A 13,288-nucleotide genomic window follows, 5' to 3' on the forward strand; every position below is an offset into this window, starting at 1 on the left:
TATAAACAGGGGCTCCGAGCATTTTCAGGCTTCACTGCCGTTCATTTCAATGACGATTTTATGAAGCCTTGGCGTTTGAAATCAGTACCTGGTAAAGATCGTCCTTGAGCTGTGCCCGCTTCTGTTTCATGCGGTGCAATTTGTCGTCGCCAATGGGAGAGTCCCGCTTTTCCAGCCCTTCAATTTCGTGATCAAGCTCCGTGTACTCCTGAAGCTTTTCATGAAACTTCAGATCATTGCTCTTGAGCTCTTGAATAAGGTCTTTGTACTGGGGGAATTCTCGGTGAAGCTCGTGGCTGGAAATGCCCATCGTTCTACGCTCCTTTTGTTTGCAGAGTATTGATCAAAGCTGATCACCTTCAGCATAGACGAGCGTGCCACTTTCTGGGCGTCTTTGACAAATCGCTAATTACGCACGACGTTGCATGGGTATAGCATGGAAGTACGTTATCCAGTTACGCCTCGGGACACTTGCGAATGACCTTTGCACGAATTACCGGCACCGGTTCTTACCTGCCTGACAATATTGTTACTAATAAAGACCTTGAGAAAATGGTCGACACCACCGACCAGTGGATTCGCGAGCGCACGGGAATCGAAAGGCGCCATATTGCCATCGAAGGTCAGACCACGGTGGATCTTGCCGAGCAGGCCGCAAAGAACGCCATCGACGCAGCAGGCATCAAGGCGGAAGACATTGATCTGATCGTATTTGCCACCTCTACGCCAGACAAGATCTTCCCGAGCTCCGCATGCATCCTCCAGGCGCGCCTGGGCATTCATGGCTGCCCTGCCTTCGACATTCAGGCTGTCTGCAGTGGATTTGTTTACGCCCTGGCAACGGCGGAGAAGTTCATCAAGACCGGAAGCAGCAAGAAGGCTCTGGTTATCGGCGCTGAGGTTTTCTCTCGCATTATTAACTGGGAAGACCGCGGGACATGCGTCCTGTTCGGCGATGGTGCCGGCGCGGTGATCCTGGAAGCCGATGACGAAACCGGCATCCTTTCGACCCATATTCACGCCGATGGCCAGTATGCCGATTTGCTTCACGTACCCTGCGGCATTGCCGATGGCTACGATCAGGTCAAGGCCGGCCGCGCATTTGTGGAAATGAAAGGCAACGAAGTGTTCAAGGTAGCGGTCAACACCTTGGGCAAGATTGTCGACGAAACCCTGGCGGCTAACCAGATGCAGAAATCGGAGATCGACTGGCTGGTTCCGCACCAGGCCAACCTCCGAATCATCTCTGCTACGGCAAAGAAACTGAACATGTCCATGGACCAGGTTGTGGTAACGGTTAATGAGCACGGCAACACCTCGGCTGCGTCCATTCCCCTGGCCCTTGATGTTGCCGTTCGTGACGGACGAATCAAGCGCAACGAAGTACTTCTGCTGGAAGCCTTTGGCGGCGGCTTCACATGGGGTTCGGCCCTGCTCAGGTACTGATTGCTGCACTCCAGGCCTATCCCGGGCTTGAATCAGAGGCGGGCTTCAACCTATGTTGAAGCCCGTTTTTCGTTGTGTTCACCGCACCCTGTCAGATAGACTGTATTTTTATACAGTACAACTTACGCTCACTGCGAGGAATAACCATGGCAGTACAAGCAGTCTACTTTTCTGATAGGGACGGCCTGGATATGGCACTGAAGAATCCTGAGACGATGCTGTTCACATCAAAAGCCGAAGCCGACGCCCGCGATAAGGTGCTCGAGCTGGCCGAGGAAATCCAGGTATTCCTGGGCCGCAAGGTGGAGGGCCTGGGAGACGATCTGGCTGAGCGCTGCGCCATGGCCATCGCCGAGGACAAAGACCTGTTCCAGAAGGCGCTCAAGAAGCCTGAGTTGCTGAACGCAGAACAGGAATAGCAAAACAGGGCGGCGCGCAATGGCCGCCCTCTCCTCACGCTACTGTTATCCAGCTGCCATTGTCATAACGTTCTACACCCTCGCCAGACAGTCGATGCAGACTGACCCATTGATTCTCCACCAGAGCCGCCACATCCGGCTGACGGTGCAAAACTGATTCAATCCGATCTGCCGGCGCATCAATCAGAACCGTCAAACGAACCGGTTCATGACGCCAAAACGTGCCGTCGTGAACAGACTGCAACGGCAGGCCGATTCTCAGGTGCGCTCCATTGCCTTCCACCACACCGATATTCCCTCCAACCACCGAGTGCAGCAGTTTGTTGCCGGAGCCGTATACGTCCGGAACGGTGACCGAGGCAAAGTACTGGAGGTTGATCCAGTTGGCGACCACCATTGGGGCCGAGAGAAGCGCCTCAAGAAGGCCGCCATCAGCATCCTGCTCCGGATCGTAGTCGTGCAGGAAAACCCGGCCTGACAGATTACAGCCACGTGTCTTGATCCGTTTGGCAAAAATGATCGCTGCATTGTTGGCCAGCCCCCACTCCGGGCGAACCTCGGACCAGTCCCGGGTTCGGGTTTCCATGGCCTGCTTGAGGTTGTCATCGTCCAGTCCGTTCAATTTAAGCGGTGTTGCCCGCTCTTTACGCACGCGGATACCGGCCTTTTCAAACCCGGCTTCAAGGTCCGCCAGTTTTTGAACGTGGGAGTCCGGAACCAGGTGGCGATCGGCAATGGTCACCTTGTCCGTCGCCGTGCAGTGTTCCGCAGCAATCGCCCATGTGAAATCGGGAATCCTGATGCCCTCGTCGGCCAGCCCCGCCCGAATCTGCGGATCGTTCACCAGACTGGCCGCAAGCCGCGCATTCACGCCGCCACTCTGTCCACCGCAGGCGCCACAGTCGAGACCGGCCTGGTTCGGATTGTTGTCGGTATGGCTGCCATGGCCCACCAGTACCAGCAAAGGCGCGAAGCCACTGGTCAGTGACATACCACGGAGCATGTTTGCAGCCAACGCGACCTTCTCCGCGTCTGACAGTGGATCTCCTCCATGACTGTGCACCAATCGGCCCTCAACACTCTTTTCCTCGCGTGTTTTATGGCCTTTCTTCAACGAATCTTTGACCAGCTTCCAGGCCCAGGCCAGACCGGTCGTCTCAACCAGTGTGAAGGTCGACAGGCTGGTGTATTTCGCCTTCCTGACCGATTCCCGGGCGATCTCCCTCTGATCCAGGGATCGATTCTCCGCCAGATCCTCGCGCAGGCTGCCCCTGGTATCGATTAACCGGTACGAGGCGGGCAACAGACCAGGCAAACGTCGGGCCGGAGCGACCGGTCCTTGCTGCTGGTGGTCTATTGGCATTCCGAAGAATCCTGCGAAGCCGAGCGTCTGAACCCCGGGGCAGACGTCCTCAAGGTGGCGGCGCATCGCTTCTGACCGAACATCAATACAGAACACGGCCTGAACGATCGGTGTTTCGCGTTCCTGGTCTGATACTGGCTGCCTTTCGGGAACGGACTCAAGCGCCCGCCAGAGGGAGCGCTGATAGCCAATCTCAAAAGCGCGCTGCCAAACCCACAGCCTTCTGCGATCATCATAATCGGCACTGCGACGCGCCCGCGTTCTCTGTCTTTGCCACTCGGCTTTCTGGCCCGTCGATGCAAAGGCAACGCCGGCCGTTTCCCACACCAGCATAATGGCCAGAATCTCTGGGCAGCGATCCGATGAGCGGCCCTCAAGGCCTGCCCGCCAGTCTTCGCCGCGGCACCAGGACGCCCAGCCGTTCACTTTCAGCAACAAGCCGTGGCACAGGGCCTCCAGCTCCTCCCCGGAGACACGAATTCGCTTTATGGCGTCCAGAATGGCCTCGTCCATGTTGTCAGGCACGGTTTTGAAGAAGGCCCTGGCACCTTTCAGTCCCGTGCTGAAATCCAGTGATAGATCCTTTCGAATCGATTCCAGCCAGAACTGGAACAGGCTCGCTCCCGCGTTATCGCCCGCAGCTGACCAACGCCCCTGTCGCTGATCGAAAAAGGCGCCGCAAACTCGCGAAACCTGGTCACAGGCCGTTTCGGCCAAACTGCCACCTTCATCGTCGGTGCTTGCACCTTTGTAAGTGTCGAGAATGGAACTCCTCAGAGGTGCTGTTGTAGACGGTTTACGACTGAGCCAATCCAGGTACCAGGAAAGGTTCTGCTCATCGCCTCGTTCCGCGATGCTCGCCTGTAGATCCTCCTTTCGGATACGGCCGCCCTGCCAGGCCTCCCGATAGTATTCGGTGGGCATGAGCATGCTGAATCCGCCGCGCTCGCCAAGCACCTGATCAGCCCGCGAGGCAGGAAGGTGCCGCAGCCCCCAGAACGGATTCACGGCAATCCACTGGTCCAGTGGCCAGACCGGAGCGATCAGGTCGCAGGCCTGCCGGAACGGCTTTCGCCAGCCATCATTCATTACCTCCAGCTCAGGTACCGACACGCAGACGTTACTCATGACCTCTCCTCCAGTCTGAACGGATGATGGGGAACCCGACGGAACATGGTGGGAACCTTCAGGGCTTCCGCCGCCAGGAAGCGTGTCAGCCGGTCAAACGGCAACTCGAGGTAAAGCCCCTGCCGGAAGTGGGCACACAGTGCGCGGGTTGTCGGGAAGCGGGCTCCGAACACGATCATCAGGGAAAAGGCGACCAACAGCGCAACCATTGCCGAACCAACCGCCCAGGCTGAAATCGGGATGGCAAAGCCCTCATGCACCGGCACCGCCGGGCCAACCATGAAGTGCAACAGTGAGTACATGGGAACCAGAAGTACCGCCAGGCCCGCAAGCCGGAGCTTCACCGAGGCAGTTGCTCCGGCCGGAATACCCATTGCAGCCGCAGACACCGCCAGCACCAACAATGCCCCGAATACGGGGTTGTTCTCAACAATCCACGGCGCCTGGACCAGGATAGCGGCCGCCAACAGGCCTGTAGCCCCGGCCCAGAATAGCCGACTGGCCACACGCGACTCCGGGAAACGAGTTGCCGCTGATACTGCCACGGTGCGGCCGGAGGCCAGGAAAGAGTGCGCCTTATATAGCGAGTGAGCCAGCAGATGCAGGAGGGCCAGGGTGTATGCCCCCATACCGATTTCAAACAGCATGAACCCCATCTGGGCGCAGGTAGACCACGCCAGAGAATGCTTGACCGAGTACTGGGTCATCATGGTCAGGACGGCAATCACCGCTGTCATTCCACCAAGCACCAGCAGAATCATATGGCCCGCCGTAAAGCCGTCGAACACCGGGAAAAGGCGCAGCCAGAGAAACCCGCCCAGATTGATAACCCCTGCGTGTAGCAGAGCTGATACCGGGGTCGGGGCCTCCATTACCCGGATGAGCCAGCCGTGGAAAGGAATCTGGGCACACTTGAGGACAGCAGCCAGAGCCAGCACAACCGAGGCAACCGTCAGCGCGGTCGATCCGCCAGCTAGAGCGGCCTCACTCTGAACCATTTCCGGCAGATAGAAGGTGCCGTAGTGAAGATACAAAGACACCACACCGGAGATAACCAGCGCATCGCCCACCCGGCTGACAATAAACTTCTGGACTGCCGCCATGCGGGCCTGGGGGCGGTCCTGGTAGAGGGTGAGCAAATGATGCAGGGCCAGGCTGACACCAATCCAGGCGCCCGCGAGAATCATAAGGTGGTTGGTAAAAACCAGTACGAGAACAGAGGCAAGGGTAACCAGAAACCATGGCAGAAACCGGTCACGACCGGGATCCTGGCTGAGGTAATTATCGGCAAACCGCAGAATCACCCATCCAATGAAGGCCACCATGAGGGCCATCCATACCGCGATTCCATCCGGGTAAAGACCGAATCGACCGCCAAGGGTCGCAAGGGTGTTGCTGTTCCCGCCAACCTGGGATTGCACCAGCAGCAACACGCCCACCATCAGTGAAGCAGCCATGGAGGCCACCATCAACCATCCTGCGATGCGCCAGCAGTGATTCAGCTTCAGCGGACTTTTCACCCAGCCACTCAGCGCGGCCAGCAAGAAAAGACTCACCGGCAGCAACAGCCAGATTGCCAGGATCAATAGCGAAGAAAATTCGGCGATTGGATTCATATCTGCAAACCTCCTGTTTGCATGTACTTTGCCTTGGCTAGTCACATATAAAAAATGGTTTATACTGATCACTTCATTCGTTTTTTGAGAACGAAATCCCATGAAGCTCAATTACCACCACCTCTATTATTTCTGGAAGGTCGCCCGAACCGGCCACCTGACCCGCGCCGCCGACGCATTGCATATTTCCCAGTCCGCACTGTCGGGACAGATCCGGAAGCTGGAGGAGAGCCTTGGGCATGATCTTTTTATCCGTGAGGGGCGGCGCCTGAAGCTTTCTGAGGCCGGGCGCATGGCATTCTCATACGCCGAGGAGATCTTCCGGCAGGGTGAGGAGCTCACGGCGCTGTTTGCCTCCGGTGCTCAGCCCAACCGCGAGATCCTGAGGATCGGAGCAGTCGCCACCCTGTCCCGGAACTTCCAGGAGGGCTTCCTCCAACCCCTGCTGAATCGCGAGGATCTGGAACTTAGCCTGCAAAGCAGCCACATGGACGAACTGCTTCGGCGACTCTCAGCCCACCGCCTGGACCTGATCCTTGCCAACACCTCCGTGCAGGGCGATGAACAGAATCCTTGGCGCTCCCGACTGATTGCAAAACAACCGGTAAGCATCATCGGCCCCAGGGGAATGGATGTTCAGGGCGATTTTGCCGACGTGCTTCGTGGAAGGAGCCTGATTGTTCCGGGGCCTGACAACAACATACGCCAGGCTTTTGATCAGCTATGCGAATACCACAGGCTGCGCCCGAACATTGCCGCAGAAGTGGACGATATGGCCATGATGCGACTTCTGACCCGGGATACCGGCCACTTTGCGATCATGCCACCGGTGGTCGTGAGGGACGAAATGAGAAGCGGGGCTCTGGCAGATTACGGAGCCCTGCCCGGCGTCTTCGAGGAATTCTATGCCATCAGCATCCGGCGCCAGTTCGAGACGCCAGCGCTTCGGGAACTGCTGTCCCAGACCGAGGCAAATTTCCTGACCCGGACGCCGATTGGTCATTCTGACTAGCCCGTGTGGCGAAAAATGTCATCCATACGGGCCGGTTACATCCGTATACTGACCCCGAGAGACCACAATAATAACGCCGGACCCATGATTATGACCCAAGCCCGCCTCCGTGAACGCCCGTCCATCCTGATAATTGGTACCGGATTCGGTGGCCTGGGTATGGCCATAAAACTGAAACTGGCGGGTTTTTCAAACCTGACCCTGCTGGAGAAAGCCGACCGGGTTGGCGGCACCTGGCGCGATAACACCTACCCCGGTGCCGCGTGCGATGTGCAGTCACATTTCTACTCCTATTCGTTCGAACCCAAGCACGACTGGTCCCGGAAATTTGGGTTGCAGCGGGAAATACTCGGCTACATGGAGCACTGCGTCGAGAAATACCGGCTTGGCGATCACATACGGTTCCATGCGGAGGTACAGGATGCCGCCTTTGACGATCACGCGAATCAATGGACGGTCACCCTGGCAAGCGGCGAGCAACTCACCGCAGACGTGCTCATTACCGCCACCGGTCAACTCAATCAACCCGCCTGGCCAAAACTCGACGGTCTCGATCGTTTCCAGGGCAAGATGTTCCACTCGGCCCGCTGGGATCACGAATACGACCTGGCTGGTAAACGGGTCGCGGTCATTGGCACCGGCGCCAGTGCCATTCAGTTTGTTCCGGAAATTGCCCCACAGGTAAAACAGCTGGACCTGTTCCAACGCTCTGCCGCGTGGGTGCTGCCGAAACCGGATCGGCCGTTCAAGTCCTGGGAGCAGACCTTGTTCCAGAAGGTGCCGGCCTGGGATCGCCTCTACCGCTACCTTATTTACTGGAAAAACGAGAGCCGGGCCCTGGCCTTCACCAAATTCAGCGGCCTGCTGGAGTATTACGCCAATCAGGCAAGGCGGGAGGCAAAAAAGCGGGTCACAGATCCCGCCAAACTGAAACACATCATTCCCGACTACAAGATCGGCTGTAAACGCATTCTGATTTCAAACGCCTGGTATCCGGCCATTAACCGGCCCAACGTGAATCTGATTACCGATCCCATCGACCGTATTGACCAAACTGGCGTTATTACGCGAGACGGTCATCATCATCCGGTGGATGCCATCATCTGTGGAACCGGTTTCCGGGCTTCCGAGTTCCTCTCGCCTATCCAGATAACCGGTCGGGGCGGAAAAACCCTGAACGAAGCCTGGCAGCATGGCGCTGCCGCGTTCAAAGGCATCACCGTAAGCGGCTTCCCGAACATGTTCATGCTGTATGGGCCGAACACCAACCTGGCCCATAACTCCATTCTCTACATGCTGGAATCGCAATTCCGATACGTTCTGGATTGTCTGGACGCGCTGGAAAAGTACCCGGGCTCCGCCATGGACGTACGTCAGGACCGTCAGGACCGCTTTACTAATGTGATGCAACAGGGCCTGCAAGACACGGTCTGGAGCTCCGGCTGCACCTCCTGGTACCTTGATGCCAATGGCCGTAATACCATCAACTGGCCCGGATTCACCTTCACCTACCGGTTTGCCACCCGACGAGTGGACACCGCTGACTACCAGTTTCTCTACCCCGGGCAAGCCACCGGTTAAGCCCGACATGCGCTTTCCCTTGAAGCCGGAACAGATTCATAGGATGATTGGGTTATAGGTTTGAGGGATGATAAACACCATGCTGGAACGTATCCGCAAGGGGTCTCTAGTGGAAAACGCTATCGAGAGCCTCAGAAATGCCATCGAGAAGGGTGACTGGTCGGTTGGCGATCGCCTGCCCGTGGAATCGGAGCTCTCTGACTCCCTTGGGGTCAGCCGTAATACCGTACGGGAGGCAGTTCGGGTACTCGTTCACGTAGGGATGCTGGAGACCCGTCAGGGCGATGGCACGTACGTGCGCGCTACCCGTGATGCCGGGGAAACATTACGGAGGATTGCCCGCACCCAGCTGGCGGACCAGCTGGAAGTCCGAATCATGCTTGAAACAGAGGCCGCCAAGTTGGCCGCGGCCCGGCGAACAGACCAGAACCTTAGACAGATGACCACAGCACTGGACGCGCGCGCCAAAGCCGGAAAGGATATTCAGGCCCGCATCAGCCACGATGAGGCCTTCCATCACGCCCTGGTAGCGGCCTCCCATAACTCGGCTTTGGTAGAGCTCTACGATTATTTCTCCCACGCAGTCAGCGAGACTATTGAGCAAACCGAAACCGACACCGGTCTGCCTGAGCCCTCCCAGGAAGACCACGAACTGCTGCTGGCTGCCGTCAGACGGCAGGATGAGAGTAAAGCAGAGATCTTGGCCCGAGAGCTATTGAAGCCAAGCCTTCAAGCACTCAAACATCGGGAGTCCTGATTCATGAAGTTCCGGATCGACACCTTCACCCTGCTGCTGCTCGGCGCCATCGTACTGGCTACTTTCCTGCCCGCCACTGGCCAGGCCGGGGGCGCACTGGCAACTGCCGGAACCGTTGCAGTAGCCCTGCTCTTCTTCTTTCATGGCGCGGCTCTATCCCGTGAACAGATCATTGCCGGCGCCACCCATTGGCGACTGCACATCCTGATCACCTCACTCACTTTCATTTTCTTTCCGCTGGCGGTTTTGCCGATCAACGGCCTGAGCGACATAGCACCGTCCTGGATGCCGAAGGATCTTGGGCTTGGGTTCCTCTATCTGGGCGTACTGCCTTCAGCGGTCTCGTCTTCCATTGCCTACACAGCGATGGCCCGGGGCAACGTGCCCGCGGCCATCTGCAGCGCGGCAGCCTCCAATGTCTTCGGCATGATGCTGACACCGTTCCTGCTGTTGCTGCTGGTGAGCACATCCGGCGGTGGGGACTTCTCCATTGCGGAAGCTCTGCAAGACATCATTCTGCAGCTGTTGCTGCCCTTTGCGGTGGGCCATGCTCTCAGACCCTGGCTCGGCGGCTTCCTTGGCAGGAATGAAACACTGATGGCACGCTATGACCAGTGCGTGATCTGGCTGATTGTCTATTCCGCTTTCTCGCACTCGGTGGAAAGCGGACTTTGGGAAAACCTGCCGTTGCAGGCCATCCTGTTCGCCATCGGGCTCTGCCTGGGCTTGCTACTGCTATTTATGGTGTTTGCGAAGTTTCTGGTGCGGCGATTTGGCTTCAGCCTGGAAGATGAGGCAGCGGTGGTGTTTTGCGGTTCGAAAAAAAGCCTGGCATCAGGCCTACCCATGGCCAAAGTGCTGTTTTCCGGACATCCCGGCTTTGGCATGATCGTGTTACCGATCATGTGCTACAACCAGATACAGGTAATTGTCGGGGCAATCCTTGCCCAGAAGTACCGTGAAAAGATTGAACGAGCTAACACGGACAGGTTGAACTGACCAGGGGGCGGAACTATCCGCCTCCCATCCCGCCGAAGAGCGTGGCGAGAATCACCAGACCGACAATCCAGCCAATCACCGCCGGCCAGAAATTAACCATTTGCGGTGGCTGCTCCCCCTGCTCTTCCGACATGTCAGGTTCCGGGTAGTTTCGTTCGTCCGCTGCATCAGGAGCCTCCTCAATGGCGAACCAGCCAAACCATTGCCCAAGGAACTGGGCAACCGGAACCGGAAAGGTACCGTTTTCCGCCATGGGGCGCACCTGGGCTTCCAGCTGCCGGCCAATCTCGCGTCTCAGTTGCGGCTGATCGGCAGGAGGTTCGCAGAGAATGGCTTTCCAGATGCCCGCGTCCTTACTTCTGGAAGAGTCATTAAGCAGTGCCTTGATCTGAATGACGACCTCACGGACCACCTGTCCGTCGTTGGCATCCAGTGGGCGGTCTGACTCTTCCTCCGTTATCCCGCCATGCTGTTCATGCTGAACAGAGTCCGCGGCGCGCGCCACCGGAGCCGGCCCATCCCCAACAGCTTCCCGGAAAGCGGCTTCCAGGCTCCTCACCTCGTCTTCCGAGGCAAATTTGAGCTGTTGCTCATACGCATCCTGGATTTTCCGACGATCGCCGGTTGGCTCAATTCCAAGGATTTCCCAACAATTCATACAGCTGCAACTCCCGGGCAGAGATTCATTACATTTCAGAGAGACAAATAGCCTGTAGTCCCTTACGATAGGACCCAATCATAATAAAAGCGTTTTATCCTTTTCTCGGCAGATTATAGAACGTCAACCATGCATCAATCGACAAAAACGGCAATGGTGTGTAACGGCCGCACCCTCGCAACTTGCCTCGGCATCAGTATCGCTTCCGCTCTGCTATCAGCCACCGCGCTCGCCCAGACTGACACACCTGATTTCATACCCGGATTACTTGCCCTCGAAGGCGAGCAAAGCGAAATCCCCGAAGTACTGACCACAACACGATTACGCCAGTCCAAACTCCGGGTGCCCGGGACAACCACAATCATCACCGGCGACATGATCCGGGACCTCGGCATCATGACACTGGTAGAAGCGCTCAGGCTGATTCCCGGCATGGTGGTTGGGCACTGGGGAAGCACTAACCCGGTAGCGACCTATCACGGTACTTCACAATACGAACAGCGCCGACTTCAGGTTCAGATAGACGGGCGAACCGCCTACCGGATCAGCCTGGCCGATGTGGACTGGCTCGGCATGCCCGTGGCATTGGAAAACATCGAACGCATTGAGGTGAGCCGGGGGCCGAATTCCGCGGCCTATGGCATCAACGCGTTTCTTGGAAGCATCAATATCATCACCCGCTCACCCCAGGACACGGCAGGCGTAGAAGCCTACACCTCGGTTGGGTCCCGTGGGCACCTTCGAACGTTTACCTCGGTGGGCGATACGGATGCCGACAAGAGTTGGCGGTTGTCCTACGAAAAGCGCAAGTCCAACGGCTTTGATAATCAGATCGATGGCGGCCAGGAAATCCCCTTTCATGATGGCCACGACATCAACAACTTCAATTTCGACAGCGTATTCCGGATTGATCACCAACATTCTATTGATGTCCGGGCAGGCGTTCTGAACGGACTGAATGAAGAAGATCTCGAGAAGTCCGGCAAGCTGGGAGCCACCACGAACCCGGACATCATCATGGATGACTACTACCTCCATGTCCGGTTCGACGGAGCGCTTTCACCTGATCATTTCTATCATATTCAGGCAAGCTACCAGAATCAGCGGCAGCGGCAACGGTGGTCCGTTGCAGCACCGGCCTCCGAGATCAACGCCATTCTGCCGTCAGAGTTCCCGCCCTTCCCTGAAGACCAGGGCCCATTCATCGCTGACCTGAATGAAGACCTCGAGGAAACACGGCAGGAAATCGAACTTCAGGACACCATCATTTTCAGTGATGAATTCAAGCTGGTCTCCGGCGTGGGCTATCGAAAAGACTCATTCAATTCCGAAACCTACTTTAATGGCAAAGGGAGTAATTACCAATCCCGGGTATTCGCCAACGCCGAGTACTCGCCGTTACGGTGGCTGACCTTCAACGCTGGTGGCAACTGGGAGCAGACTACCACCACCGATGAAGACTATTTCTCGCCCAGGGCCGCTGCAAACTTCATCTTGAACAACAACAACGCCCTGCGTTTCGTTTTCTCCCGAGCGGTTAGAACACCGGATGCTTTCGAACAGAATCCGGACTGGTCCTACACCCCAAGAAATGTGCAGGCACCGTTTGAAGCGCTGGAAGGTCAGAGAATTGAAGTTGCGGACATTCTGGACCCGACAACCTCCACCTACGGCCAGAAACTCCAAGAGGAATGGATCACCTCAAGAGAAATCAGCTACTTCGGTCAGTTCCGTCTCGAAAGTGCCCTGCTCTCGGTGGAAGTGCGCTACTTTAATGACGATTTCGATGACATGATCAGCGGCGTCATCAACGAAGAGGAATGGTATATCGCCAACAACGTCGATCTGGAGCAGGAAGGCGTTGAGCTGGAGACCTCACTGGAGTTTTCCGGCACCAAACTTCGGGCCACCTACGCCTATCTCGAGCAGGAAGGCCGATACACCGGCGACCCGGCTGCGCTGCCCCTGGACAAACAGGAAAGGGCTGTCGATCTGCTGGCCCGCCTCTCAGCCCGAGATTCCGGTAGCTTTGCCTGGATACAGGATCTGCCGAAGGGCTTCATGACGTCAGCGGCGATGTACTGGACCAATGAAGTACGGGATACTCGATTCGAGCGGGCAGATTTTCGTTTAGCCCGCCGGGTGGACAAAACCAATTACAGTTATATGCTGGCACTGACGATCCAACATTACATGAACCCGAAACACTGGATCAGCCCGGACAACCGGATTGAGGATCATAACCAGTTTTTTGTTGAGGCTGGTATTCGTTTCTGAATTCAACAAGGAAAGCGCGAGCCCTGGACGGT

At 56.8% G+C, this 13,288-nt stretch carries 11 protein-coding genes; 7 read left to right on the plus strand and 4 right to left on the minus strand.

Annotated features, from left to right (window positions below):
- Nucleotides 1-58: 58 nt before the first annotated feature.
- The gene (locus tag CFT65_RS12410) at nucleotides 59-310 is read right to left on the minus strand and encodes a YdcH family protein (protein ID WP_088828452.1); all 252 of its coding nucleotides are present in this window, start codon (nucleotides 308-310) and stop codon (nucleotides 59-61) included.
- Between the two features lie 167 nt (nucleotides 311-477).
- On the opposite strand from CFT65_RS12410, the gene CFT65_RS12415 reads away from it, so the two are divergent.
- Both CFT65_RS12415 and CFT65_RS12420 read left to right on the plus strand, forming a co-directional pair.
- Nucleotides 478-1,446 carry a beta-ketoacyl-ACP synthase III gene (locus tag CFT65_RS12415; RefSeq protein WP_088828453.1) on the plus strand — a complete coding sequence of 323 codons (969 nt, stop codon included), beginning with the start codon at nucleotides 478-480 and terminating at the stop codon, nucleotides 1,444-1,446.
- A 146-nt stretch (nucleotides 1,447-1,592) separates the two neighbouring features.
- Entirely contained in the window at nucleotides 1,593-1,865 is a 273-nt protein-coding gene (locus CFT65_RS12420; RefSeq protein ID WP_008171158.1) for a YebG family protein, read from the plus strand.
- Nucleotides 1,866-1,899: 34 nt separating this feature from the next.
- On the opposite strand, the gene CFT65_RS12425 is transcribed toward CFT65_RS12420, so the two are convergent.
- Together CFT65_RS12425 and CFT65_RS12430 are read right to left on the minus strand one after the other, a co-directional pair.
- The gene (locus tag CFT65_RS12425) at nucleotides 1,900-4,356 is read right to left on the minus strand and encodes a YbcC family protein (RefSeq protein ID WP_088828454.1); all 2,457 of its coding nucleotides are present in this window, start codon (nucleotides 4,354-4,356) and stop codon (nucleotides 1,900-1,902) included.
- Entirely contained in the window at nucleotides 4,353-5,972 is a 1,620-nt protein-coding gene (locus tag CFT65_RS12430; protein WP_088828455.1) for an NADH-quinone oxidoreductase subunit L, read from the minus strand. Before CFT65_RS12430 ends, CFT65_RS12425 begins: the two co-directional genes overlap by 4 nt.
- 100 nt (nucleotides 5,973-6,072) lie before the next feature.
- Between CFT65_RS12430 and CFT65_RS12435 the strand changes: the two genes are divergently transcribed.
- From CFT65_RS12435 to CFT65_RS12450, 4 genes are all read left to right on the plus strand, one after another.
- Nucleotides 6,073-6,984, plus strand: coding sequence for a LysR family transcriptional regulator (locus tag CFT65_RS12435; RefSeq protein ID WP_088828456.1), 912 nt, complete (start codon nucleotides 6,073-6,075; stop codon nucleotides 6,982-6,984).
- Between the two features lie 90 nt (nucleotides 6,985-7,074).
- Nucleotides 7,075-8,565, plus strand: coding sequence for a flavin-containing monooxygenase (locus CFT65_RS12440; protein WP_228705849.1), 1,491 nt, complete (start codon nucleotides 7,075-7,077; stop codon nucleotides 8,563-8,565).
- Between the two features lie 79 nt (nucleotides 8,566-8,644).
- A complete protein-coding gene (locus CFT65_RS12445; protein ID WP_088828458.1) occupies nucleotides 8,645-9,322 on the plus strand; it encodes a FadR/GntR family transcriptional regulator in 678 nt (225 codons plus the stop codon).
- Between the two features lie 3 nt (nucleotides 9,323-9,325).
- Nucleotides 9,326-10,321, plus strand: coding sequence for a bile acid:sodium symporter family protein (locus CFT65_RS12450; protein ID WP_088828459.1), 996 nt, complete (start codon nucleotides 9,326-9,328; stop codon nucleotides 10,319-10,321).
- A 13-nt stretch (nucleotides 10,322-10,334) separates the two neighbouring features.
- Here CFT65_RS12450 and CFT65_RS12455 read toward each other — a convergent pair whose 3' ends face one another.
- A complete protein-coding gene (locus CFT65_RS12455) occupies nucleotides 10,335-10,979 on the minus strand; it encodes a molecular chaperone DnaJ (RefSeq protein WP_088828460.1) in 645 nt (214 codons plus the stop codon).
- Between the two features lie 129 nt (nucleotides 10,980-11,108).
- Here CFT65_RS12455 and CFT65_RS12460 point away from each other — a divergent pair, with 129 nt between their 5' ends.
- Nucleotides 11,109-13,256 carry a TonB-dependent receptor plug domain-containing protein gene (locus CFT65_RS12460; RefSeq protein WP_088828461.1) on the plus strand — a complete coding sequence of 716 codons (2,148 nt, stop codon included), beginning with the start codon at nucleotides 11,109-11,111 and terminating at the stop codon, nucleotides 13,254-13,256.
- The last annotated feature ends 32 nt before the right edge of the window (nucleotides 13,257-13,288 follow it).

The sequence above is a fragment of the Marinobacter sp. es.048 genome, from assembly GCF_900188435.1.
Lineage (GTDB): Bacteria > Pseudomonadota > Gammaproteobacteria > Pseudomonadales > Oleiphilaceae > Marinobacter.